Annotated in this window: 24 protein-coding genes and 2 pseudogenes; 17 read left to right on the top strand and 9 right to left on the bottom strand. The window is 37.6% G+C overall.

Annotation, left to right across the window (positions count from 1 at the left end; all coding sequences use genetic code 11):
- Window positions 1–54: 54 nt before the first annotated feature.
- The 3 genes from NSCAC_RS01500 (at window position 55) to NSCAC_RS01490 (ending at window position 4,564) form a co-directional block, all read left to right on the top strand.
- A complete protein-coding gene (locus tag NSCAC_RS01500; protein ID WP_197744674.1) occupies window positions 55–1,392 on the top strand; it encodes an OprO/OprP family phosphate-selective porin in 1,338 nt (445 codons plus the stop codon).
- Between the two features lie 501 nt (window positions 1,393–1,893).
- Window positions 1,894–3,042 (top strand): OprO/OprP family phosphate-selective porin, encoded by a 1,149-nt coding sequence (locus tag NSCAC_RS01495; RefSeq protein ID WP_197744673.1) that lies wholly within the window; start codon window positions 1,894–1,896, stop codon window positions 3,040–3,042.
- A gap of 115 nt (window positions 3,043–3,157) precedes the next feature.
- The gene (locus NSCAC_RS01490) at window positions 3,158–4,564 is read left to right on the top strand and encodes an OprO/OprP family phosphate-selective porin (protein WP_197744672.1); all 1,407 of its coding nucleotides are present in this window, start codon (window positions 3,158–3,160) and stop codon (window positions 4,562–4,564) included.
- A 4-nt stretch (window positions 4,565–4,568) separates the two neighbouring features.
- On the opposite strand, the gene cysQ is transcribed toward NSCAC_RS01490, so the two are convergent.
- The 7 genes and pseudogenes from cysQ to NSCAC_RS08860 all read right to left on the bottom strand — a co-directional run.
- The gene (gene cysQ, locus NSCAC_RS01485; protein WP_197744671.1) at window positions 4,569–5,399 is read right to left on the bottom strand and encodes a 3'(2'),5'-bisphosphate nucleotidase CysQ; all 831 of its coding nucleotides are present in this window, start codon (window positions 5,397–5,399) and stop codon (window positions 4,569–4,571) included.
- 9 nt (window positions 5,400–5,408) lie between these two features.
- Window positions 5,409–5,963, bottom strand: coding sequence for an ADP compounds hydrolase NudE (gene nudE / locus NSCAC_RS01480; RefSeq protein WP_197744670.1), 555 nt, complete (start codon window positions 5,961–5,963; stop codon window positions 5,409–5,411).
- Between the two features lie 21 nt (window positions 5,964–5,984).
- Window positions 5,985–6,809: a M23 family metallopeptidase gene (locus tag NSCAC_RS01475; protein ID WP_232085956.1), complete on the bottom strand. Its 825-nt coding sequence runs from the start codon at window positions 6,807–6,809 to the stop codon at window positions 5,985–5,987.
- 5 nt (window positions 6,810–6,814) lie between these two features.
- The gene (gene yidD / locus NSCAC_RS01470) at window positions 6,815–7,057 is read right to left on the bottom strand and encodes a membrane protein insertion efficiency factor YidD (RefSeq protein WP_197744669.1); all 243 of its coding nucleotides are present in this window, start codon (window positions 7,055–7,057) and stop codon (window positions 6,815–6,817) included.
- Window positions 7,058–7,129: 72 nt separating this feature from the next.
- On the bottom strand, window positions 7,130–7,780 hold the full coding sequence (gene lolA / locus NSCAC_RS01465; protein WP_197744668.1) for an outer membrane lipoprotein periplasmic chaperone LolA: 651 nt from the start codon (window positions 7,778–7,780) through the stop codon (window positions 7,130–7,132).
- 11 nt (window positions 7,781–7,791) lie between these two features.
- Window positions 7,792–9,324, bottom strand: a pseudogene (locus tag NSCAC_RS08865) (DNA translocase FtsK); the annotation flags it as partial.
- Between the two features lie 1,182 nt (window positions 9,325–10,506).
- Window positions 10,507–11,094 (bottom strand): annotated as a pseudogene (locus NSCAC_RS08860) (DNA translocase FtsK 4TM domain-containing protein); the annotation flags it as partial.
- Between the two features lie 442 nt (window positions 11,095–11,536).
- On the opposite strand from NSCAC_RS08860, the gene trxB reads away from it, so the two are divergent.
- From trxB to ada, 3 genes are all read left to right on the top strand, one after another.
- Window positions 11,537–12,499: a thioredoxin-disulfide reductase gene (gene trxB, locus NSCAC_RS01455; protein ID WP_197744666.1), complete on the top strand. Its 963-nt coding sequence runs from the start codon at window positions 11,537–11,539 to the stop codon at window positions 12,497–12,499.
- Between the two features lie 342 nt (window positions 12,500–12,841).
- Entirely contained in the window at window positions 12,842–13,303 is a 462-nt protein-coding gene (locus NSCAC_RS01450; RefSeq protein ID WP_197744665.1) for an ester cyclase, read from the top strand.
- 268 nt (window positions 13,304–13,571) lie between these two features.
- Window positions 13,572–14,627: a bifunctional DNA-binding transcriptional regulator/O6-methylguanine-DNA methyltransferase Ada gene (gene ada, locus NSCAC_RS01445; protein ID WP_197745254.1), complete on the top strand. Its 1,056-nt coding sequence runs from the start codon at window positions 13,572–13,574 to the stop codon at window positions 14,625–14,627.
- A gap of 128 nt (window positions 14,628–14,755) precedes the next feature.
- On the opposite strand, the gene NSCAC_RS01440 is transcribed toward ada, so the two are convergent.
- Complete coding sequence (locus NSCAC_RS01440; protein ID WP_232085955.1) at window positions 14,756–16,009, bottom strand: M48 family metallopeptidase; 1,254 nt, start codon at window positions 16,007–16,009, stop codon at window positions 14,756–14,758.
- Between the two features lie 87 nt (window positions 16,010–16,096).
- Between NSCAC_RS01440 and orn the strand changes: the two genes are divergently transcribed.
- Complete coding sequence (gene orn / locus NSCAC_RS01435; protein WP_197744664.1) at window positions 16,097–16,651, top strand: oligoribonuclease; 555 nt, start codon at window positions 16,097–16,099, stop codon at window positions 16,649–16,651.
- Window position 16,652: 1 nt separating this feature from the next.
- Here the strand turns inward: orn and NSCAC_RS01430 are convergent, their stop codons facing one another.
- On the bottom strand, window positions 16,653–17,510 hold the full coding sequence (locus NSCAC_RS01430; protein ID WP_197744663.1) for a sulfurtransferase: 858 nt from the start codon (window positions 17,508–17,510) through the stop codon (window positions 16,653–16,655).
- 198 nt (window positions 17,511–17,708) lie between these two features.
- Here NSCAC_RS01430 and NSCAC_RS01425 point away from each other — a divergent pair, with 198 nt between their 5' ends.
- From NSCAC_RS01425 to NSCAC_RS01380, 10 genes are all read left to right on the top strand, one after another.
- Window positions 17,709–19,229, top strand: coding sequence for an NAD(P)H-hydrate dehydratase (locus tag NSCAC_RS01425; protein WP_197744662.1), 1,521 nt, complete (start codon window positions 17,709–17,711; stop codon window positions 19,227–19,229).
- Window positions 19,201–19,677 (top strand): tRNA (adenosine(37)-N6)-threonylcarbamoyltransferase complex ATPase subunit type 1 TsaE, encoded by a 477-nt coding sequence (gene tsaE, locus NSCAC_RS01420; RefSeq protein WP_197744661.1) that lies wholly within the window; start codon window positions 19,201–19,203, stop codon window positions 19,675–19,677. Before NSCAC_RS01425 ends, tsaE begins: the two co-directional genes overlap by 29 nt.
- Before the next feature lie 112 nt (window positions 19,678–19,789).
- Complete coding sequence (locus NSCAC_RS01415; RefSeq protein ID WP_197744660.1) at window positions 19,790–21,088, top strand: N-acetylmuramoyl-L-alanine amidase; 1,299 nt, start codon at window positions 19,790–19,792, stop codon at window positions 21,086–21,088.
- 126 nt (window positions 21,089–21,214) lie between these two features.
- Window positions 21,215–22,219: a hypothetical protein gene (locus NSCAC_RS01410; protein WP_197744659.1), complete on the top strand. Its 1,005-nt coding sequence runs from the start codon at window positions 21,215–21,217 to the stop codon at window positions 22,217–22,219.
- 2 nt (window positions 22,220–22,221) lie between these two features.
- Complete coding sequence (locus tag NSCAC_RS01405) at window positions 22,222–23,991, top strand: WD40/YVTN/BNR-like repeat-containing protein (protein WP_197744658.1); 1,770 nt, start codon at window positions 22,222–22,224, stop codon at window positions 23,989–23,991.
- Window positions 23,992–24,146: 155 nt separating this feature from the next.
- Window positions 24,147–24,581 (top strand): type I restriction-modification system subunit M N-terminal domain-containing protein, encoded by a 435-nt coding sequence (locus NSCAC_RS01400; RefSeq protein ID WP_197745252.1) that lies wholly within the window; start codon window positions 24,147–24,149, stop codon window positions 24,579–24,581.
- Window positions 24,582–24,591: 10 nt separating this feature from the next.
- The gene (locus tag NSCAC_RS08930) at window positions 24,592–24,711 is read left to right on the top strand and encodes a restriction endonuclease subunit S (protein WP_197745251.1); all 120 of its coding nucleotides are present in this window, start codon (window positions 24,592–24,594) and stop codon (window positions 24,709–24,711) included.
- A gap of 153 nt (window positions 24,712–24,864) precedes the next feature.
- Window positions 24,865–25,254, top strand: coding sequence for a restriction endonuclease subunit S (locus NSCAC_RS01390; RefSeq protein WP_197744657.1), 390 nt, complete (start codon window positions 24,865–24,867; stop codon window positions 25,252–25,254).
- A gap of 98 nt (window positions 25,255–25,352) precedes the next feature.
- Entirely contained in the window at window positions 25,353–25,496 is a 144-nt protein-coding gene (locus NSCAC_RS08925; RefSeq protein WP_197744656.1) for a type I restriction endonuclease subunit R, EcoR124 family, read from the top strand.
- Window positions 25,429–25,851 carry a type I restriction endonuclease subunit R, EcoR124 family gene (locus NSCAC_RS01380; RefSeq protein WP_408609566.1) on the top strand — a complete coding sequence of 141 codons (423 nt, stop codon included), beginning with the start codon at window positions 25,429–25,431 and terminating at the stop codon, window positions 25,849–25,851. The genes NSCAC_RS08925 and NSCAC_RS01380 overlap by 68 nt, the downstream gene beginning before the upstream one ends.
- The last annotated feature ends 107 nt before the right edge of the window (window positions 25,852–25,958 follow it).

The raw sequence follows: 25,958 nt of genomic DNA, 5'->3' as shown, positions 1-25,958 counted from the left end.
TTAAAAAGAAAGGGAAATACTTTGTATATTCAAATAAAAAACCATTTTACCTGTATGATCCTTTTAGGGGTAGTAGCTCAATTTACCGCTATTTTTACTCATGCTGGAATACTTGATATATCTTCAAAAGAAATAGTCAATGCTCCAAAATCTAATAAGACTAATGATAAAGAAGAATTTCAGCAAAAAAACCAAGAAACTGCGGAAAACTTTAACCCTATTACGACTGAAATAAATAATGGTGGTTTTAGAGCAAAATCAGCTGATGGCAATTTCACCTTAGATTTAGGAGGCCGAATCCAAGTAGATTTTATTTCTTTAAGCGGAGTCCAGAATTTAGACACAGATCGAGGAGATCTACGACGATTACGATTAAATATTACAGGCACTTTATATAAAGTTTGGGATTATCGGTTCGAATCTGATTTTGGTGGTAATGATTTTACCGATAATTTTGGAATTAATAATCCAGTGCTTACTTATGGGTTTTTCAAATTTACCGGATTTAACCCTGTTAATTTTACTTTTGGCTATCAAAGGGTGCCAGTAAGTATGGAATCTATAGTAGGGAGTAACTGGACTACCTTTCAAGAACGATCCTTAGCAAATTCTCTTATAAATAACGAAGTCATTGGACGCCGCCGCTTAGGCTTAGTGATGGAAGCCTCTGGAGATCAGTGGACTCATTGGACTGCTCAAACGGGTTTTTATGGTGCTGGTTTTAATAATATTATGGAATCTGCTGAAAATTGGGGCGCTTCAGGAAGGGTTACTTTTGCCCCGATCGTTAACCCTAGCCAAGTAATTCATATAGGTGGTTCTACCTATTATCGTAACTTTACTAATGATCCCAGCCTTGATTTTTCAGTAAGCCCAGAATCTCATTTATCTCCTAACTTTATTGGAACAAATTTAATACCAGGGGCACAAAATACTTTATTACTACAAGGTGAACTCTCTACTGTATGGGGTGCTTTTCATGCCCAAAGTGAATATCTCTATACCCAAATTGAGCGTAAAAGTAGTTTATCTCAGCCACACTTTAATGGTTGGTATACTCAGGCAGGCTATTTTCTGACAGGGGAAAGTCGTAATTATATTCCTCGTAAAGGAGCCTATGGGCAAACTAATCCTAATCACCCTATGGATCAAGGCGGTTGGGGTGCTTGGGAGGTCGCAGCTCGCTATAGTACGATTAATTTAAATAGCCAAGGAATATATGGCGGGGAAGAAAATAATTTTACGTTTGGAATAAACTGGTGGGCAACCCATAATACTTTGTTTAGAGCAAACTATGTGCATGCTATGGCAAATAGCCACAATTCATTAGCACGATCCCATAAAAAATTTAATGCAGATATATTTATGATGCGTGCACAGCTAAATTTTTAAATTATTATCTTTCTTCTATTAGCTACTTGAGTCTTCAGTCTTCTACCCCATGAAAATCACTCAATAGCCTTTGAAAGGCTATTCCCTTATATTCCGTTTGTCTATTCCTGTAAAAAAATAGTTTAGTCAGTCTTACCTAAGAAACACATAACGTAATAAAGCAGGTATTAGTAATGTCTACCATCCATTGGTGGGCAGAGCTCTTTATACCATTCATATACTGTTAAGCATTTTGAAATATGCTTAGTTGAAAAACATTTAACAAACAAAATCACTAATACAGAGCTTAGAGTGTAAAGAGAAGGTTTTTTGCATCCTCAAATAAAAAATAATTATTTATATACGCTTATTTTAGGAATAATCTTTCAATTTTGCTCTACTACTCTAAGTAGAGCCGAGACGAAAAGTACTCAAATACTCAACTCATTTTTAAATGAAACTCAAAAAAACCTGAAAACCAATAATAATATTAAAACAGCAGTAGACCAGAATGGTTTTAGAGTGAAATCAACGGATGGTAATTTTACCCTAAATTTAGGTGGTCAAATTCAAGCAGATTTCGTTTCAACTCATATTAATAATATTAACGGATTACTAAATCATATTAATGATTTACGTTTAGATTTACGCAGAGCACGAATTAATATTACAGGTAGTCTATACAAAGATTGGCATTATCGGTTTGAAAACGATTTTGGTGGTAATGGTTTTGATGATAATTTAGGAATCAAAAACCCAGTGCTAACAAATGGTTTTTTTAAATTTACAGGATTTAAGTCTGTAAATTTTGTTTTAGGCTATCAAAAAGTACCCTTCAGCCTTGAATCAATTGTTGGTAACAATTGGACTACATTTCAAGAGCGTTCATTAACAAATAGTTTTATTAATAATTCAGTGATTGGTCGTCGCCGCTTAGGTGTAGTGATAGAAACTTTTGGGGATCGGTGGATACATTGGGCTGCACAAACGGGTTTTTATGGTGCTGGTTTTTCTAATATTGGGCAGTCTACTGATAACTGGGGTGCATCAGGAAGAATTACCTTTGCTCCTATTGCAAAACCTAATCAGGTAATTCATATAGGCGGTTCTATCTATTATCGTGACTTCGAGCACTCACCTAACCTCTCTTTTATAGTAAGCCCAGAATCTCACTTAACAGATCAGCTAATTGGGACTAATATTGCAGAGACGAAAAATACTTTAATATTGAATGGAGAGATTTCAACCGTATTAGGAGTATTTCATGCTCAAAGTGAATATACGGATACTCAAATTGAACGTAAAAACAATTCACAAGTAAACTTTGATGGCTGGTATACTCAGGCAGGCTATTTTCTGACAGGGGAAAGTCGTAATTATATTCCTCGTAAAGGAGTCTATGGGCAAACTAATCCTAATCACCCTATAAATCAAGGTGGTTGGGGCGCTTGGGAGATTGCTGTTCGTTATAGCACGATTGATCTGAATAATAAAGGTATATATGGAGGGGAAGAGCATAATCTAACACTTGGTATGAATTGGTGGATAACCCATAATGCACTGCTTAGAGCGAATTATATCTATGCTATTGCAGATAATAATGATCAAATATTATCTAGTGTGCAAGATCATGTAGATATATTTATGATGCGTGCACAGCTGAATTTTTAAAACATCTACTCAGCAGAATAATAGACTATTTATTTCTACCCTATTATTTATCTCTTTTCTTTACTTTATCTAATTAACTAGGTAGCATTTCTGAAAATTAACTTAGGAACTATTTATGAATAATAGATACTCGTCAAAAGTTAGTAATATTTTGATTTATAAAATAATTTTTAGCAGTACAATATTATCTATTGCGCACGGAGAAGAAAATAAAAACAATAAAGTTTTAGATTTTAATTCTTCTACTAGAAAGGAAAAAATAAAAGATAAGCAAGAAAAAACCAGCAATACAAACACTCTAAGTACGGGGTTAAGTAAAACGGGTTGGGAGATAAAAACCAACGATGGTTATTGGCGACTCACTATTGGTGGGTTTGAACAGGGGGATGGGCAAATTAATTTTAACACTGGGGATGCTTCTGATCCTGCCATTAAAAATGGTGCTGCTTCTCGTCGAACCCGTATTCGTTTAGATGGAGTTTTATACAGGGATTTTGGCTACAAATTTGAATATGACTTTGTCCGCACAGTCAATCAGCTTGCCATTGCAAATATTACTGAGTCTTGGGTAAGCTATACGCACCTAAATCCAGTCACTTTTAAAATTGGACAAATTAAAGAACCTCTTACTTTGATTAGCTCTACCAGTGATCGTTACCTAGAGTTTATCGAACGGCCCTTATTTGCTAATGCGTTTATTGAAAATCCTAATCCTTATAAATTAGGTATTAGTGTAGAGGCTTATAATACTCGATGGACTACTCGAGCAGCACTCCAAACTCAAAATACGGGGCTTGGGGTTGGAATCTTTGAAGATACTCGCTACCAACTTGGTGGACGTATTACGGGTCTTCCTATTTATCACAATCCAGCTCAATTAGTTCATCTAGGAATATCAGGTAGCTCTACTTGGATTAGAAATAAGTTAAACCCTACAACAGGCGCACTAGAAAATCCCCCTCTTACCTATTCTTCACAGCCTTTTGCTAATGTAGATCGCACTCCATGGACAAATACCGGTCCATTAACAGCTGGTAATAGAATCTTAGAGAATGTAACACGGCTTGGGGCTGAATTATCTCTAGTTTCAGGACCGTTTTCTTTTCAAGGAGAATATATGCAGGCTCGTTTAACTGGCGTAGGTTATTCTAATGCTGACGTATTAGATGGTTATTATGGCACCTTTAGTTATTTCTTTACTGGAGAGTCTCGGGTTTATGATCATAAAATTGGTGCGTTTACTCGTGTAGAGCCTAAAAGAGACGTTGGCTATGGTGGCTGGGGAGCATGGGAAGTGGCAATACGCTGGGATCAATTAAATATGAATACCCCTCATGTGAGTGGTGGCAATACTCAAATGGCAGCAATTGGACTGAACTGGTATTTAAACCCTCACATCCGACTTATGGCGGATTATGGTTATGTGGTGAATGAAGTTGCCCCTGAAACTAACCCAATGATTGCTAAGTTTAATGGGCTTAACCCCAGTATTATAGAGGTTCGAGCACAGGTCGATTTTTAAAAATTTATATATTGTTATTATTTTTTATATCATCTGAGATAAATTGCTGCCAATAATTGCTATCTGTTGCAACGGTTAAAAAATAAGGATTAAGCAAAGAATCTTTTGTGTTATAACGTAGCACCTCTCCTTTTAGATCAATGACTGACCCTCCTGATTCTTCTACAATACATTGAGCAGCTCCGGTATCCCACTCAGAAGTTAATCCAAATCGTGGATAAATATCGGCTTTACCTTCAGCAACTAAGCAAAATTTTAAAGAACTACCCATGGCGATTAGGTGATATTCCCCTATATCTAGCAAGAAAGCTTTTAAATAGCTATCGCCATGGGATCGACTTCCCACTACTTGTACAGGTACTCCCTCAGTCCTAGATTTGGTTTTCAATCCAGTTATCTTTCCTTTTTTTCTCCGATAAGCACCATACCCTTTTGCTGCATAATATAATTGATCTAATGCAGGTGCATATACTACTCCCAAAATGGGCTGATTATTTTCTATTAAAGCAATATTGACGGTAAACTCCCCGTTACCTTTAATAAATTCTTTAGTACCATCTAAGGGATCAACTAGCCAATATTTTTGCCAAGTGGAACGTTCTGAAAAAGGTATTTTTTTAGATTCTTCAGATAAGATAGGTATATCTGGGAATAGAGACTTTAATCTTTGAACAATTGTTTTATGAGCCATAAGATCCGCCTCTGTAAGCGGAGAATAATCTTTTTTATGAGCTACCGTAAATCCTTTACGATAAATAGTAAGGATTTTTTCGCCGGCTAATTCGCTAATATCAATAATTGAATCTATAAACTGGGTAGATATATTTAAAAACATAATAATTTATTATCTATTGAATCTTTCTTTGATCATAAACAAAGCTGCAATACTACGTGCTTCAGTACAATCTTGTCTTGCAATCAAATCAGTTAATTTTGATAATTTCCAAGGAACTACTTCAATTTCTTCAGGTTCATCTCCATCACGGTGTTCTTCATATAGATCTTCTGCCAAAACTACATGAATATGGTGGCTCATATAACTAGGGGCTAAAGTAAAAGAGGTTAAATAAGTAAGCCGATGTGCACCATAGCTTACTTCTTCCATAATTTCTCGGTTTGCGGCAGCGAGCAAGTCTTCTTCTGCTTCAACATGCCCTTTAGGTAAGGCAAGTTCATAGCGTTCAGTACCCACTGCATACTCTCGAACAAGTAACACAGTCTCTTGATCCAGCATAGGCACGATTAAAACTGCCCCACGAGTATCACTTTTAAGTCGCTCATAGTGGGTATTTACACCATTAGAAAAATGTAAATTGACATGTTCTACATGAAAAAATCTTGTTTTAGCAATGGTTTTAGTAGTTATTATTTTTGGCTTAGATCGATTTGTATTTACCATTTTGTTTTTATGGAGATAATTTTATTCTTTATTAATTCTTCCCATAGGCGGAACTAAAAGCTGAGGGTCAAGGCGAGTTTGAAATAAGTTAATACGCCAATCTAAATGAGCTCCTGTAACTCTTCCTGTCGCACCTATTTTAGCAATAGGTGTACCCTGCTCTACTCGCTCTCCTTTTCTCACTAAGGTCTGCTGTAAATGCAAAAATGCAGAAGATAATCCATAGCCATGATCAAGAATAAGTGTCCCCCCGGATAAAAACATATTTGGATGGGCTAGGGTAACTATCCCAGCAGCAGGTGCCTTTACTATAGTACCTGCAGGAGCAGCAATATCCACTCCATAGTGGGGTATTTTAGGTTTACTGTTTAAAATTCTTTGACTACCGTAAACACCGGTAATAGGCCCCTCAGCAGGCCAAATAAATCCAGTTAAAAAATCAGTACGATGGTCATTGGTTGTTCTTGCCTTTTTTACAAGTGCTGCCTCTTCTTGAATCCGAGCAAGGTGATTATTATTGGGGGTTACTTTGCTTTCGGAAACTCCATTGATCCGTTGAATCTTATATTCTCGCTGGATAATATTAAGTTTTTTAGTTTCTTTTGTTCCATTAGATAAAATTATTTCGAGTACTGAGTTTGGCTTTGCGTCACGACCAAATCCAAGTAGAAATAGCCCACTTTCTGATATTTGTATGGGTTGATTATCAAGAAATACTTGTGCTTTAGGCTCTGTGTGTCCTATTACCAGTCCCCCTTGGGTTAGAGATCCTTTTAACTCAACTGCCCACCCTAGTTGGAGTGATAGCCCCCAAATTAAAAATATTCTAAGTAAGTGAGAAAACACTATTTTTACTCATGAGAAGAGAATGGATATTTTTTTATATCAGGTACCGGATCAAGACCGCCTGGATGGAAGGGATGGCAGCGTAAAATACGTTTTAACCCTAACCAACTTCCATAAAACCCGCCATAGCGTTGAATTGCCTCTTGAGTATACTCAGAGCAAGAAGGATAGTAACGGCAATGATTACCAATAAAAGGGCTCACTGCGTACCGATAGACGTTAATTAAAATTAATAAAATTCTTTTCATCACTATCTAAGCTTGTGCGATGATAAAGAGGTAATATAATCAAAGTTCAATTTATTTCGCTAGTTTAAGTTTTTATTCATCATAAATAACATCTGCCCCCTCTGGAGGAGTAAAAGTAAACGTACTATCCTCAAAAGAGAGACCTATTTTTATATTGTAAAAAGAAAGCTGAGTCACTTGATTTAAGTTATCATAGAGCTTCATTTCTCGTAGGTTTTTTCTTTGAAATCCTAGTAATAACCGCTTAAAAGCTCCCTCTTGATCTTGGGGAATGACCTCTATCCAAGCTAAATTATCTTCAGAAGAAAGTGCATTAACTTGATATTCGTCTTCGGGTAAATCCTGTCCTGCCAGTAAAAGTGCAGGTGCATCTCCTAAAGCTTGATTTAAACTTTTTACGGTGACTTGTTCTAACTCTCTATCGTAAAACCAAATTTTACTTCCATCTGCAACAATGAGTTGAGTAGAAGGTTTTTTATAATCCCAGCGGAATTTTCCGGGGCGTTGGAGAGAAAAAACCCCTTGACTTTTCTCTATAATCTCTTCTTCCTCACTTAATACAGTTTGATTAAAGTCTGCAACAAGTGTCTGGGTTTTTGTTAAAAAAGATTCTAAGTTTCTTTTTGGATCTGCAGCTATCGCCCTAATAGGCAGCATAGTTATGCCAATAAGCAAAACAATCACTAGGTTTTGCCTAGGCAGCTGTAATTTTTTAATATACATTTGAATGAAAATTATTCCGGTGGAGGAGGAGCAAGCACCTCTCGATTACCATTTGCTTGCATTGGACCTACAATTCCAGTTTGCTCCATTGTTTCAACTAATCGAGCCGCTCGATTATACCCAATCCTTAACCTTCTTTGTACCCCAGAAACTGAAGCTCTCTGGGTTTCAGTCACTACTCGCACTGCTTCATCATAGAGGGGATCATCTTCAGAATCACTACCATTTGCTCCAGAATTGCCTTCTCTAAATTCTGGGACTCCTTGGGTAATTTCTTCTATATACTTAGGTACACCCTGCTGTTTTAGAAATTCAACTACTTTATGTATTTCATGATCATCAACAAATGCACCATGTATTCGTTCTGGTGTAGCTGTACCTGGAGGGAGATAAAGCATATCTCCTTGACCTAAAAGCTGTTCAGCTCCTGTTTGATCTAGAATCGTTCTAGAGTCAATCCTAGATGAGACTTGAAATGCAATGCGGGTAGGAATATTTGCTTTAATTAGGCCAGTTATCACATCTACAGAGGGTCTTTGAGTTGCTAAAATTAAGTGAATTCCAGCAGCTCGTGCTTTTTGAGCTAATCGTGTAATAAACTCCTCTACTTTTTTACCTACAACCGTCATCATATCCGCAAGTTCATCAATAACTACGACAATCATTGGTAATGGTTCAAGCAATGAAGCTTCACTATTGCCGTTTGAGTGCGATGAATGTAATGGATTAATTAAAGGCTGATTGGCTTGCATGGCACTTTTTACTTTATGGTTAAAACCCGCTAAATTACGCACACCTAATGCTGCCATAAGGCGGTAACGTCGTTCCATTTCAGCAACACACCAACGCAATGCATTTCCTGCCTCACTCATATCAATCACGACGGGTGCAAGTAGATGAGGAATACCTTCATAGACTGAAAGCTCTAGCATTTTAGGATCAATGAGAATAAGCCGTACCACATCAGGTGTCATTCTATAGATCAGACTTAAAATCATAGTATTAATTGCTACTGATTTTCCAGATCCTGTAGTTCCTGCCACCAATAAATGGGGCATTTTAGCAAGATCTACGGTGACTGGGTTTCCAGTAATATCTTTTCCTAAGGCAAGAGTTAAAGAACTCTCCTGACTACTAGAATCAATACAAGATAACACTTCAGAGAGATGTACAATTTCCCGATTTTCATTAGGAATTTCTAAGCCTACTACTGGTTTCCCGGGTACAACCTCTACTACACGAACGCTAAGTACTGAAAGGGCACGAGCTAAATCCTTAGCCAGCCCTGAAATTCTACTGACTTTTACCCCCGGAGCAGGTTGTAATTCAAAACTAGTAATTACAGGCCCTGGATGTGCATCAACCACTTGTACCTCAACCCCAAAATCACTTAAATTTTCCTCTACTTGACGAGAAAGTACTTCAAGTTCTTCCTCGGAATATCCTCCCTGTGAGGCAGAGGGTTTATCTAATAAAGATAAAGGAGGTAGCCTATTGTTTGAGCTGGATAAAGAAAAAGATACCTCAGAATTTTTATCCTGCCTCTTAGGTTTAGAGTGAAAATTTACTACCTCTACTACTGTTTCTTTTAGGTGTGAACCTAATGGATTTTCCTGAGTATGAGGTACTGTTTCGTTAAAAGAATTACTACTATTTACCTTTAATTCTATTACTGTGGATCTTTGATTTTGTTGCGGAGATTGAATTGGCTCTATAGGCTGGTTTTTAGCTATATCTCCATTAGAATCAGTGGGGGCAATTTTCCGATTTTGAAGGGGTTCTCCTCTAAAAGGATTACCATTATTTACTCCTAGTCCAGTTGAGATTGGTCTTTGAATTTGTTGTGGTTGAATTGATTCAATTGGTTGATTTTTAGATATATCAGCGTTGGGCGGGATAATCTCTTGAGAATGGGGTGATATTTCGTTAACAGAATTACTATTACTTACCTTTAAGTCTGCTACTGTAATTTTTTGATTTTGCCGTAAAGTTTGTGGTTGCACCGATTCTATTGAGTGATGCTGGATCGCATTTGTATGGGTAGGAATAGTATTCCGATTTTGAGGGGATACCTCTTTAGCAGGGCGATCATTAGGTACTGGTTTTTGTATGATATCGCTTTTGATACCTAAATTTGGATTAAATTTAAACTGGGTGCTAGTCTGCCTATTAATGTAGGATACTCTCTCCGTACCTATATTTACGGAGTTTGTTACGTTTTTATGCTCATACGTTTCCAATTCAGATTGATTCTGCACATTTATGCGTGCTCTAGAACTTTGATTCATAAAATCTATAGTCTTTTGACCCTCTATTCCTTCAGTGATAGAAGGATTTGCTACTTGCTTAGGTGGTGAAGGGCTATCTATTTTTACATGAGGATCCTCAGAAGCTATTGGAGAATCTGATATCAGTGTAGCTGTCTCTCTTTGTGAATTTTCTTTTGTGTCAGAAGAAATATCAGTATTAGCAGCTAAGGATTGATCTTCACTTTTAGTCGTTATATTTAATTCTTGATCTAAGCCGGTGTTTGTAGCTGCTTGTCTTTCTCCATCTAGGGTGGGCTCAATGCGGTCTTTATTACTAAGTACTTTCTCAGGAGATTCAAAACTAGGTATTTTAAATAGCTGAGTTCTATGAGTTACTTTTTTCACACTCTCTATTTTTTCTGGAAAGAATTTATGCTTATTTTCTATAGCTTTAAGAATAAAGCTGCCAGTTTTATCCATAATTTGAAGCCAAGAAAACGGAATAAACCAGCTAATTCCAGTAAAAAAGAATCCTAATAAAATTATCGTCGTGCCTAAAAAACCAACTATAGACTCTAGACTATGTTGAAGCATAACACCTAATAGCCCTCCTTCTACATTAGGCAAGGAGCCTGCAGGAATATTTGAAAAATACTGAGCGGCTAAACCAGATGCAGCCCCTAGAGTTAGAATAAATCCTATAGCTTTAAATAACCAAGAGTAAACTAAGTATTTCTTTTGACAGGTTTTACGCTTGCTTAGTGCTAAAAGCCCAATATATGTCATTGCCATGGGTAATAAATAGGCCGGATGCCCCGTTAAATAATAAAGCAGATCTGCTAGCCATGCTCCCACCTTTCCTCCACTATTATGAGTGCTTTGCTCAGCACTTCCCGTGTGAGACCAGCTAGGATCGCTGGGTGTATAGGTAAGTAAGCAAATAAAGAGGTAAGCGGCTATGGCAAGAGATGCAATAAATATCCCTTCTTTAACCCGATGGTTAATATGTAAACTGATAGGTATACGGTTTCTAGAACGCTTGGTGATGGTAGAGGCTTGAGCCATAACAAAAACAACCTATTTTTATACAAAGCAATACTATTGTTTCTAGCTATTCAAACTTTAATAAATTTACTTTTTACACTTAATATAGAAACCTAAATAAAGAAAAAATTTAAATTAAAATAAAGTAAATTCAAGAAAACTAGTCAAGAATTTCACCTTGTTTTAGAATATGGGCTATATATAGCCAGATAAGATAGGAATTATAAAATCTCACATTTAGAGACCATAAATAGCTATGGGGTTCATCAGTTAAATAATAAAAATTTAAAATAATCTGAACCTAGTTGTTTATTATAGCAATCTCAGTTTGTTACACAATAACTTGAATTTAATCTTTTCCTACTATGTATACTCTTAGTACCGTATTCTAAACATAATTGGAATCTGACTATTAGCATCATTATAGCTATGGAAAAATAAAAAACCTTAAATGGAGTTATTCATGTCTGAAAAAATAAAGCATTGTCGCTTACTTATTTTAGGATCTGGTCCAGCCGGCTATACTGCTGCCGTTTACGCAGCTCGTGCAGCACTTAACCCGGTACTAGTTACTGGTTTAGAGCAGGGAGGGCAACTGACAACTACCACTGACGTTGATAATTGGCCAGGGGATGAGCAAGGGGTTCAAGGACCGGATTTGATGGAGCGAATGCGTAAGCATGCAGAGCGTTTTGGCACTCAAATAGTGCATGATCAAATAGTTAAAACTGACTTCTCTAAAAAACCTTTTGCATTAACAGGAGATTCTGGGCTTTATACTGCAGATGCAGTCATTATTACTACAGGTGCTTCTGCTAAATATCTTGGTCTACCCTCAGAACAAGCCTATATGGGGCGGGGTGTTTCTGCTTGTGCCACTTGTGATGGATTTTTCTATCGTAATAAGCCAGTTGCTGTAGTCGGTGGTGGTAATACAGCAGTTGAAGAAGCCCTTTATCTTGCTAATATCGCTAGTCATGTTTATGTCATCCATCGCCGAAATTCTTTTAGATCTGAAAAAATTTTAGCAAATCGATTGTTACAGAAAGCAGAAAAAGGTAATGTAACCATTCATTGGAATCATACTTTAAAGGAGATACTAGGCGATGATGGTGGAGTCACAGGGGTATGCATTGAGGATAGGTTAAATCAGAAACTAACTGAAATACCTGTTCACGGTGTTTTTATTGCCATTGGTCATAAGCCTAATACAGGTATTTTCCAAGGACAGCTTGATATGGAGCATGGTTACCTTCAAGTACAAGGAGGAAACCGAGGGTTTGCAACTCAAACGAGTGTTCCTGGAGTATTTGCAGCAGGCGATGTGATGGATTCAGTGTATCAACAAGCAGTCACTTCTGCAGGATCTGGATGTATGGCTGCTTTAGATGCTGATAAATATTTAGATGGCCTAGGTTATTCTTAAATAACTAGAACCACTACTCCTAGCCCATTACTCAAAGAGCTAGGAGTGTTTTCTATCCTAAGATAATCTAGTGCTCAAATTACTTTATATCCACCGCCAATTATTGGCTACCATATTTAAATTCACATAAAGCTTTACAATAAATCCATAATCTTCTTTCAAAGATAGAATCTTTTTGTAACAACAAAGTGTTCTTTTAGTGTTTATTCTAAATTTTTAAGCTGATATAAACGGCAAGAATCGGAGTTTTAAACAGTAACTGAACATATATATTTTTACCTAGATGGTTAATTAATTTTAATGATCTAAATAAAAATATTAGTGTTCATGAGGATTTTTAAAATGAGTAAAGAAGAGCAAAATAAAGCTATTGTTGATCGCTGGTTTACCGAATTTTGGGGGACAAACTTCAATATTGCAATTGTTGATGAAATTGCTGCACCTGATATGCTAAGTAAGTATTCAGTACATTTTCCCCGTCGTGGTCGTGAACCTATAAAAGTCTTTATAACTGAGTTTCGTGCTGCATTCCCTGATCTTAACTTTTGGCGTACAGCTGATCTCATTGCAGAAGGAGATTATGTGATAGGTCAATGGGAAGGGGGTGGTACTCATACCGGAACCGCATTTGTCGATTTTAGCGTTGGTAGGCTGCCTGCTGCCACTGGTCGCAAAATGCACTTTAACGGTGTTTCAGTGCTAAAGCTAATTGATGGCCAGATTTCAGAAGAAATTGGCTATGATGATAGCCTGACTGTATTAACTCAGCTGGGTCTGATTACTCCAACACAAAAAATTTTTTAAATTACTTAGAGTCTTAAAAGAATGCCAATCACTTAGTGTTGGCATTCTGCTTATTTTCTACCGCTTAATCAAAAATTCCCCTCTTACTTATGCATACTTAATTTAATGTAGTGAAGCCCTAGTATTAGGAATATAGATAACGGTTTCTATTTCTGAAATAAAACGATAGCTTCAGAAATTTAATTGCAAGAAACAGAGTGTTTAGAACTAAATTTCTTATTATTTTAATTCTGTTATTAATAATAACAGGACTGATGATGTGAATTTGATGGTTGCTTATGAAACTGAAGATGAACGCTGGTTAGCTGTACAAACGCGAGATACTGCTGCTGATGGTTATTTTGTCTACGCTGTGCGCACTACAGGTATATATTGTCAGCCAAGCTCGGCAGTACGGCTACCTAAGCGTGAAAATATAGAATTTTTTGATACTCCAGAGCTTGCTGAAGCAGCAGGCTATCGTTGTAGTCGCCATATTAGTAGCGATCAGACTGAAACAGCTATCGAACATGCTGCATTAGTGACTCGTGCTTGCCGTATCATCGAAACATCAGAGACATTACCTCAGCTCGATAGTTTAGCGGCTAAGATAGGCTTAAGCCCATATTATTTTCATCGTTTATTCAAAGCCGAAACTGGTTTAACTCCTAAAGCATACAGCTCAGCATATCGAGCCTGTAAACTACGCAAAGAGCTCAGTAGCTCAAACTCATCCATTACTGATGCTATTTATAATGCAGGTTTTAATTCTAATAGCCGATTCTACGAATCCTCGGATCAATTACTAGGAATGCGTCCAAGAGACTATCGTGCCGGAGGTAATGGTGTAATTATTCGTTTTGCAGTAGGGCAATGTTCATTAGGAGCTATCTTAGTAGCCCAGAGCCAACGTGGTATTTGCACTATTCTGTTGGGCGATAACCCAGATACACTTGTATGCGATTTACAAGATCAATTTCCTAAGGCTGAAATTATAGGTTGTGACAACCAATTTGAGCAATTAGTAGCTAAGGTTGTAGGGTTTATTGAAGCACCTTCAATTGGATTGCATCTACCATTAGATATTCAAGGTACTGCCTTTCAGGAGCGTGTCTGGAGCGCTCTACGTAAGATTCCTTTGGGTACTACTGTAAGTTATACGGAGATTGCAAAGCATATCGGCTTGCCTAAAGCAGTACGTGCCGTTGCTAATGCCTGTGCAAAAAATCATATCGCTATAGCGATTCCCTGTCATCGTGTGATACGGCTTAATGGTGATCTTGCAAGCTATCGTTGGGGTATAGATCGTAAGCGTGAATTGTTACGTCGTGAAGCTCAATTTTAAAGCGATTATTATAAATGAAAATATATTAATGAAATACAAAAAAATTACTAAGAAAATAAAAAGAGCGATTTTCTAGCTTGCTAGCCTAAGAGAGATCGCTCTTTTTATCATATTTCTGACGGAATCTATTAAGCGGTTTTTACTTCATATGCTTGCAGATGAGCAAGGCGAATAGGTGCCGGTGGATGAGAATCGTAAATAGCTGAATGAATCGGATCAGGCGTGAGAGTATTGGCGTTCTCCTTATAGAGTTTTACTAATGCTTGAGCCAAATCTTGGCTATTTGCAGTCTTCGCTGCAAAAGCATCCGCTTCAAATTCATAGCGACGAGACATATAAGTCAATATGGGATGTAGAAAAAAGCTTAAAATAGGCACAATAATCATAAATAAAACCAGTGCCATGTAGGTAGATGAGTGACTTACTCCCAAACTTTGATAAAAAGTTGATTGATCACTTAACCAGCCTAATAGGGCCAATCCTCCCAAGCTAAGTAAGGACATCACCACTATATTCTTCATAATATGACGACACTTAAAATGCCCTAACTCATGAGCAAGTACGGCTTCTATTTGCTCAGGGCTTAGAGACTCTAGGAGAGTATCGAAAAATACAATCCGTTTATTATTGCCCAACCCAGTAAAATAAGCATTACCATGCCCCGATCTACGAGAGCCATCCATAATAAAAATCCCTTGGCTCTTAAAGCCGCAGCGAGTAAGTAAATTCTCTACCCTACTTCTAAGCTCTTTATCTTCCAAAGGAGTAAATTTGTTGAAAAATGGGGCAATAAATGCGGGATATGCCCACATCATGAGTAAAGAAAAACTAAGCCAAGCTAACCAAAGATAAAGCCACCAATGCACGCCCATATGCCCCATAAGCCAGAGTGCACCAAATGCTACTGGTACACCAATGGCAAGCATTAATACGCTTTGCTTGATAAGATCTTGAAGAAATATTGCTGCAGTCATTCGGTTGAAACCAAACTTTTGCTCAAGAACAAAGGTGCGATAAATACTGATGGGCAAATCAATTAAAGTACCTATTAAGCCAAAGCTAATTAGCACTGCAACACCTGTAGAAATTTCTCCCCATCCACGTGCTTGCCAAAAACGATCCAGCCATTCTAAACCACCACCTAAAGTCCAAATCAGTACAATAAAAACATCTAAAACCCCATTAATCATCCCTAGTTTAAGTTTGGCTACTGTATAATCGGCTGCTTTTTGATGTTCTGTAAGGGAAATATGCTCTTCAAAAGGCTGGGGTACTTGTTCTCGATAGCTTACTACATGATAGAACTGACGGCGGGCAAGCCATAACTCTACTCCTAACATAATACAAATGATGACAACAAATAATGAGCTATAGATAGTCATGGTAGTAATTCTTTAGCTAAGTCTATTTAAAAAATGGCTTCTGTTAAAATGTAACACAATTATTATACTACTACGGGTAATTGATTCATGGCTCAAGATCCAAGTAATTTAATCTGGATAGATTTAGAAATGAGTGGTCTAGATACCACACAAGATGTGATTTTAGAGATTGCTACTGTGATTACCGATAAATATCTTAATGTACTTGCGGAGGGTCCAGTATTTGCTGTCCATCAAGAAGATAGTATTTTAAACGGAATGGATGAGTGGAATACTAAGCAGCATGGAAAATCTGGATTAACCGATCGGGTACGTTATAGCACGATTAATGAGCAAATGGCAGAGGAGCAAACCATATCGTTTCTTAATGAATATACCCTACCTAATAGGTCTCCCATGTGTGGCAATAGCATTTGCCAAGATCGAAGATTTTTAGCCCGTTATATGCAAAAACTAGAATCTTATTTTCATTATCGAAATTTAGACGTGAGTACAATTAAGGAACTTGCAAAGCGTTGGGCACCAGAAATCCCTAAGGGATTTAAAAAAGGAAGTGCCCATCTTGCTTTAGCTGATATCTATGAATCTATTCAAGAGCTTGCTTACTACCGTACTCACTTTATTCGATTACCCGAACCTTAAACTAGCCTGTGGTGACTGGATTTTCTGGATCGCTAGTCCAACCACTCCAAGAAGGTGCATATAGCTTAGATCCATGGAGTCCTGCTATTTCCATAGCCAATAGGTTTTGGCAAGCAAACACGCCTGATCCACAAGAATGAACTACGGTACTTGGATCCCGATCTCCAATCAGCTTTATAAACGCTTCTCGTAAATCAGATGATGTGCAGAAATGCTTATCCTCTTGTAAATTCTCCGCTGCAAAGCGATGCGTTGCACCAGGAATATGGCCAGGAACTGGATCTGCATTATTTTTCCCTAAGTACCGATCTTGGGGTCGGGCATCAACAATGCATACTTGATGATTATCCACTGCATGACGGAGATCTTGAGTAAAGATCGCTTTGTTAGAATCAAATGCTACCGGAGCAACTTGAGTAGGAGTACGCTCAACCGCTCCTGACTCAACGGGGTGTCCAGCTCTTTGATAAGCAGAAAATCCTCCATCTAAAATTTGTACTGGTACATTCATCCAGTGCATTATCCACCATAGCCGAGCAGCAGCCAGCATAGCACCGGAATCATCATAGGCAATGACGGTAAGCTCTGGACTCCAACCCCAGCTACTTAGAGTTGCTGCCCATTGTTCAGCACTTGGTAAGGGTTGTTTCCCTAATAGATCTTTTCCTTGTCTAGAAAGATCGGAAAGGTGATTATTTAAATGCGCATAGACTGCTCCAGGAATATGGGTAGAAAGATAACTTTGGTAGCTCTCCTCTGGAGCAGCAGGATTAAATCTACAATCTACAATCAAAAGTTGATCTTTATTTTGAATTTGAGCAAATTCGTCAATACTAATTAAGGGCGTTGGATGATTCATGGGATTTGATGAAATAATAAAAATATATTAAAAGATAACTTTAGTCATTAGTCATTCTACAGCAACAGAAATAAATAACGCTAATTCAAAGATAGCTTATTTCAAGATTTTCTTAGGTAATTATATAATCAAAAATTAAACATACTTTAATTACTCATTCATTTAATAAAATCAATAATTTACTTAAATAAAATAAGTATGGAATTTTTACCCTTTGCTCTTTATCAGGTGCATCAAGTACGCCAATTAGATCAATATGCCATTGAACAGCTAAAAATTCCTAGCATTACTCTCATGGAGCGTGCAGGAATTGTTGCCCTTAAACAATTACGAAAACATTGGCCTTACGCACGGCGAATCGTTGTGGTATGTGGATCAGGGAATAATGGTGGAGATGGTTATATATTAGCTCGTCTCGCCCACCAAATAGGACTTCACATTATTTTATGCCAAATAGGTGATGGTAGTAAACTCAATGCAGATGCCCTTCAAGCAAAGCAAAGTTTTATTAATAGGAAAATTCCCATCCTTCCCTTTCATCCCCAATATCTTAAATATAGCGATATCATTGTAGATGCCATTTTTGGCACAGGAATTAATCGGGAAATTACTGGAATTTGGGCAGAAGCAATTCATGGAATTAATAACTCTGGTCATCCTGTACTCTCCATAGATATTCCCTCTGGGCTTTGCGGCGATACGGGAAATATATTAGGGGTTGCGGTAAAAGCTCATTTAACCGTAAGTCTTGTAGGTCTTAAACAAGGTATGTTTACTTATTTAGGACCCGATTATTGTGGCAAAATTAGCTTTAATTCCTTACAACTACCAGATAGCACCTATAAAAGCATCACACCTAAAGTATACCGCTTAAATTTTCGAAAAGAATTACCCATTCTTCCATCTCGCATACTTTCTGGATATAAGAGTTCCTATGGTCATGTTCTCATTATTGGTGGTGAAGAGGGTATGTCTGGTGCAGTACGCATGGCAGGAGAAGCTGCCTACCGAGTGGGTGCAGGTTTAGTGAGTATTGCTACTCGTAAATCCCATGCTACCTTGCTTAATTTAACTCGCCCTGAACTTATGTGCCATGGGGTAGAAAATAAAGAACAATTAAAACCCCTGCTAGACAAAGCTACTGTTATTGTTATCGGTCCAGGATTAGGTCAAAGTGCTTGGTCCCAAATGATGCTTCACGAAGTTTTAAATGCCGCTTCTCGCCCTTTAATCATTGATGCAGATGCTTTAAATTTACTTGCTAAAAACCCTGTAAAACACAGTCATTGGGTGATTACTCCTCATCCCGGCGAGGCAGGACGGTTATTAAGTAAAAGTACTCTGGAAATCCAGCAAGATAGATTTACTGCAGTTCGCACCTTACAGCAACGCTACGGAGGTGTAAGCATTCTTAAAGGAAATGGCACGTTAGTCTGTGAAGAAAATCAACCCTTAGGGTTATCTACTGCAGGTAATCCCGGAATGGCGACAGGGGGTATGGGAGATGTGCTCTCCGGGGTAATTGGCGGATTGCTTGCTCAAGGATTAACCTTGATAGAAGCAGCGCGTTTAGGCGTATTGCTCCATGGTACGGCTGGGGATCAAGTAGCACAAACTCATGGGGAGCGAGGACTAATGGCAGGCGATCTTATGCCCTATTTACAACACTTAGTTAACTTAAAAATAATGGATGAATCTCACTATCAATCTAGCGACTGAGCAAGATACCCTAAATCTAGGAGGAAATCTTGCAGCACAGTGTAAAACAAAAAAAGGAGGCTTAATTATTTTTCTGATTGGTGATTTAGGAGCAGGAAAAACCACATTAACTCGTGGTTTTTTAACTGCTCTAGGATATGAAGGGATTGTAAAAAGCCCTACTTACGCTCTTGTTGAATCCTACCTCTTAAATCATGATTTAAATGTACATCATTTTGATTTCTATCGCCTCTCTAATCCGGGAGAATTAGAATTTATCGGTATTGAGGATTATTTTAACCAACAAGCCATTTGTTTAATTGAATGGCCAGAATATGCCTATGATCAAATTCCTCCTCCTGATCTTCAAATACACTTAGCATATACAAAAACAGAAGGCAGATCAGCTTCCTTACAGATAAATACAATCAAAGGAAGTATTTTATTAGACGGTATGGTACACTGCTAAAACTTAATAAATTAAAATAATAAAACAATCTATCTATATAAAAAATAATGAATATTAGTTTTGGTTTTTTTGATTAACCTTCGATAATTTTAAAGGCTATCCTAAAACTCCAATGGCTAAATTTTTGCTTAAAAAAATAGGCTGGCTATTTACGTTATTTTTAACAACTACTTCTATAGCATTTTCTGCCACTGAAGTAGAAGGAATGCGTGTATGGTCTGCCACAGAAAAAACGAGGCTGGTTTTTGATTTAAATACCACCGCTGAATATCGAATGTTCGCTTTGACCCAACCAGATCGGGTAGTAATTGATATTGCAGATACTTACTTAAAACGCCCCCTACCTCAAAACGATTTTGATAACGGCTTGGTTTATGGGGTACGAAGTGATAGAAAGAATAATGGTATTTTGCGTATTGTCCTTGATTTAAACCAAGCAGCTACATACAGCAGTTACTTACTTAAACCTTATAAAAATTTAGGCTATCGATTAGTAGTTGATCTCAGCCAAACCGGTTATAAAAAAGTAATAACACAACCAAAAACCCTTAAAGCCTCCACAACGATACAACCCATACTCATTGCTATTGATGCAGGTCATGGAGGAGAAGATCCGGGAGCAATTGGCATAAAAGGAAGTAGAGAAAAAGACATTGTATTGGCAATTGCTAAAAAACTCGCTCAGTTAGTCGCTAAAGAACCGGGAATGGAACCCATCATGATTAGAAATAGTGACTATTACGTGGGGTTATATGATCGAATTAAAAAGGCACGACAAGCCAAAGCTAATTTATTTATCTCCATCCATGCCGATGCTTTTCTGCATCCTAGAGCCCAAGGTGCCTCGGTGTTTACCCTTTCAGATCAAGGTGCTAGTAGTGCAGCTGCTCGCTATCTAGCACAAAAAGAAAATGAATCCGATCTCATTGGTGGAGTTCAAATCAAGGGTAAAGATAATTCAGTAGCACAAATTTTACTAGATTTATCCCAAACTTCTGCCAGACAAGCGAGTTTAAAAGCAGCAAGCGATATTCTCAGACAGTTACAAAAAGTAGGTGCTGTCCACAACACAACGGTACAACACGCAGGATTTGCAGTACTTAAATCTCCAGATATTCCCTCTCTACTGGTGGAAACTGCATTTATTTCTAATCCCACAGAGGAGAGAAAGCTCAATAATCCAAATCAACAATCACAAATCGCTCAAGCTGTTATGAATGGGATTCGTGCCTATTTTTATCATAATCCTTTACCCAAGACTCTTCTTGTGCAACGCCAACACGTGATTGCCCCCGGAGATACCCTGTCAGGACTAGCTCAGCGCTATGAAGTGAGCTTAAATGAACTTCGATTAGCCAATGGCATTAAGGGGGATTTTATTAATCGAGGAGATACTTTGCTTATTCCTTAATTTAAAAAAATAACTAGAATTATTTCTTGCAATATAAATATTTTGTACCATATTTAAAAGATTTAATTTTTTTAAAAACTGCTAAAATAGCCTAGAAACCAATCATTTACTCCGGAGATAAATAAAATGATGTTTTCTAGGTACACTCTCTTCGTCATTGGAATGCTGATAGCTGCTTCCCCATACATCTACGCCTTTGACGAAAATATAGACTCCAAACCAACTATTTATATTCAACAAAGCGAATCAGGACAATTTTTTAGAATTAAGCTAGATTTTGACCCTAAAAATAATACCTACGATGTAATCCAAGCTAATATAGATCAAGCCGACCTTGATAAATTAAAAGCTGCTGGGTTTCAAATTGGCATACTGCCTTTGCAGAGTGAAGAAAAATTAATTAATAACGATGGTAGCTTAAAAACTGATAATGTTTACCCACCTAATAATTTATGCTCTATGCCTGCAAATTTTGATATTACTGCAGATAATCAAGGGCAAGTCATTGGTAATTATTATTGCCTTACAACGACCGCTTCTAATACTGTAAGTACTCAATGGGTTGGGTTTGATTTTTATACTAGTCCAAATTACGAAGGGCAAGCAACCCACAACATTATTGTGCCTTTCTTTAAACAAATCCTTCATGGCTGGGGAGCTTTCTTTGGAAATAACTCACAAGATCTTTTGCATGGATGTGGAACAAACATGATTTATACCACCCAAATTGAAGGCTGGTTACAACTTCCTCAACCTATAGGAAGTCCACCTATTCAGCCTGGAGAACAAAGAAATACTTGGCAAAGTATGACCTATAATGGTCCTAATAGCTGCGGTGCCGAATTGCATTCAGGCGGTACTTCTGCCAACCCTCAACCTCGTTATCGTATGAGTATCCAAGCCAGTACAGGTAAATGGGTCAGCTATCAAGTTGAGCAATATCCAGTAAATGAGGGTAATCCAACTGTAGTTACCCCTTGGAAAACTTTAAATGTACTTAGTCAAACTTGGCCAAAACCACAAGGAACATCAAATCTGGATTCTACTGCTCAAGGCCTATTCATTGGATCAATAGATGGAGGCAATGATTGGACCATTTATATTAGAAATTTAAGTTATGGATGGTTTTAATCATGACTAAGTTTAATAAATTTATCCTAGCCCTAAGCATTGTATTTAGTAGTTTATTTTCTGTATTCACTACTCAAGCCGCCCAATGGCATCAGCTATGCCCAGAGCAAGACTCTTGTATTTATCCGCAAGTGTATATTGGCTCTCAAGGACTACTAGAACTGTTAAATCCTGCCTTGGTACCTTTCATAAGCTCTCAAAATACTTGGTTAAACTACTCTAATATTTTTACACAAGAGAGTTATAATTTTCATCCCCAAGGGGTATTTGTTATTCATTCTCCCAAGACTGTCCCCGATATTTTAATTCCTGCTCAACAACTTACTGATGAGAATTTTTTTCTAACTGACCTTAAGGCATCTGATTACGATTTTATTGAAGCAAAAAATGGGGATATATTAGATTTTTCTTCTGGTGGAGCAAGACGTTATTCCTCAGAAGGTAAATATATTGATACTACCCTTTTATTTGACATCAACACCTCCAACCCAGCCAATGTGGACACTACCCTCTATACTTTTACTGGTCCTCCGGTACGTCTTGGCAATACCCTACTTGTAGGTGGGATGAGAATAGGAATACAAAGTATTTATTCCAGCACCGATGAAGGACAAACTTGGCAAGGAGTAAAAGCACAAATTGATGATGACACTAATTTCCGGATTGGTGATGATCGCTATAATTTACTAGCTAATCCAGAAGGTACCGGACTATGGGCTAATGTTTCAGAATTTGGTAATAAGCCTTCGGGACTTTGGGAATCCACCGACCTAGGAGCTACTTGGACTTCTGTGGACAATGGCAGTTTTCCTGAAAACACAGTACGAGTGGTATTAGATCCTAATAGTTCTCAAACTGCCTACGCCCTATCCAATCAAGGCTTATACCAAAGCCAAGATCGGGGTGTGTCTTGGAATCTTACCACCTTAACTCAGCCCGTTCATGGACTTACTTTTATCTCGCAAGATCCTCCTTTAAAACCCATGATGGTAGCAGGCACTGATACCGGCATTATGATTGGTACTGATCCTTTGGGAGATTGGCAAGGAATGAATCAAGGATTACTGAGTATTCCCCATAGTGTGACCAATGTCCATGGCTTATTGATTGCGGTCAGTGCTGCCGGTTATTTTACCTGTGCCGATCTGGATTGTTTTGGACAAGGACAAGCAGTGCCTGAAGGATTACCCACTACGGCTAGTGCCTTACGCACGGATCTATTTAATGCCCTTCAAGCAGGGACTACTTTTGATCATAGTCAGGCTGTCACCGTCACCGAATTTTATAACCCCAATATTGATCAATACTTTATGACTACCGATCCAGAGGCGATGGGAGCATCGGGGGCAGCAGGAGCGGGCTGGTCACCTACCGGACAGAGCTTTACTGCGTGGAATGTACAGAGCAGTAGTGTCGGGGCTTACGTGTGTCAGTTTTATGGCTCACTTAACCCCGGACCTAATAGTCATTATTGGACTATTTCTCCGAGTGAATGTAATCAGCTCTTAGATCTACAAGCCCAAACTCCAGATAATATTCCTCGATGGAATTTTGAGAAGTATCCCTTTATGGCAATTCCTACTCAAGTGAGCGATGGGGTTCAATCCTGTCCTGATTCTTATAGTCCGATATACTATGCCTATAATAATGGTCCTGCTCAAGGCAAAGAATCTGGTTTTCGTTATGTATCCGATCGTTCGATACTTGAACCTCTGTTTGACGAGGGGTGGATCGATGCTGGGATTGCTTTTTGTGGGGCTGGGGCTTCTTAGTTAGTTTAAAAAACTTTTTTTTCTAAAATAGAATATAAGGGGCTAAAAAAGCCCCTTTTTTATAAAATATAAATTGAAAAAAATTATAAGATACAGGAACATTATCTATGACCAGTATCCAACAGAGAGCAGCTTTACAACGATAAATCTAGCAAATTGCCAATGAGGCGCGAGGCCCGATTGATGGATGGGATTTTAAGCAATATGTGCTGAGTACCCTATTTTATCGTTTTATCAGCGAGCATTTTACTGATTACATGGAAGCTGGGGACGACACTATTCATTATGCTCAGATAGCCGATGAAGTAATTACCCCAGCAATTAAAGACGATGCCGTTAAAACCAAAGGCTTTTTTATTTATCCGAGCCAGTTATTTGAAAATGCTGCCAATCGTGCGAGTGAAAATGAGTGCTTAAATACGGATTTAGCTCATATCTTCAAAGCTATTGAAAGCTCTGCTCATGGCTACCCGTCCGAGCGAGCCATTAAAGGTTTATTTGCTGATTTTGATACTACCAGTAATCGCTTAGGCAATACAGTCACAGATAAAAACAAGCGTTTAGCTATGGTGCTAGTATTCTTGCTTTAAAAAAAGCGAGATATTAAATATAAAAATCCCTCTCCCTCCACTTAATATTCAAAATAAAATTGTTCGCATTTTAGATACCTTCACAGAACTCACTACAGAACGTAACGCACGGAAGAAGCAGTACCAATAATATTATCGGGATTTATTATTAAGTGAGCAGGAACTAGCAAAGGTAGGATTTGAGTGGAAAATGCTGAGGGAGATGGTAAAAATACAACGAGGAAAAAGGTTAGTTAAGAGTCAATGAGAAAAATTTGGTGATTACGCTGTTTATCAGAATAGCATGATCCCACTTGGTTATTATCATGAAAGTAATGTTAAATCAGATACAACTTTTATTATCAGTGCAGGAGCAGCGGGAGAAATTGGTTATAGTAATATTAGTTTTTGGGCGGCAGATGATGTCTATTTTTTCCTGACACCGAATAATATTAAAAGTAAGTTTTTATATTATGTGTTGTTAACACAACAGGATAAAATTTTTTCTCAAGTTCGTCGGGCGAGTGTACCACGTTTATCAAAAATAGTGGTTGAAAAATTACTAGTCCCTGTTCCCTCTCTCTCCGAACAAGCCAGAATTATTGCTATTTTAGATCAATTTGATACCCTCACCCATTCTATCACTGAAGGCTTATCTCGTGAAATTAAGCTATGCCAACAACAAAGCGAATGATTCAAGATTATCGCTCCACTTATCATGATATTCGAGATTGGTTACAACGGGAAAAATCAAACTAAAATCAGGCAAAATCTACGGTAAATTGGAATGATGTGGTATTTGAAGTAGAGCTACTGAGATCTCAAGAAATCAACTTAGATTATATTTTGGAGCTTACTTTTGAGTATCATAAAAATAAGAAAATGGACAATAAGTCTACTTTGGTTGAAGAAGCCCATCTACTTAATTCGTGCTAGTATTGACCATCGTGCTAAAGCACATTTATTAATAGATTTTATCAATCAAACTAACTTAGAGACTATCCTAAATAAAGTAAGTATTATTGAAGCTTTTTTCTCATTTGTCCAAACCGAACAAAAGCGTGAGGCGGAAATTCTTATTACTTCAGAAGAGTTAAATATAGATGCGGCTAAATACTATATCAACACTTCGCTAAAGCAAGGATATGCCAGTGAAAATAGTGCAGAACTCAATGATACCCTACCTAAAATAAATCTGCTTAACCTTCAGTATCTCATAAAAAAACAGAATGTTTTTCAAAAAATATCGTTATTTGTGGAGAAATTTAGAGGCATTGGAGGTAGTATTTAGGGATTTATAGCCTATACGCTCTCAACTATACTGGTTAGAAATGAATAAATGACAAGATATACTAACAATGAATTATTGTAGGGATAGCTTCGTTTTATTTTTAGAAA

The organism is Candidatus Nitrosacidococcus tergens, assembly GCF_902810445.1.
GTDB classification, from domain to species: Bacteria; Pseudomonadota; Gammaproteobacteria; order Nitrosococcales; family Nitrosococcaceae; genus Nitrosacidococcus; species Nitrosacidococcus tergens.
Note: the sequence above shows the minus strand (reverse complement) of the source record. Positions and strands in the feature narration are given on the sequence as shown.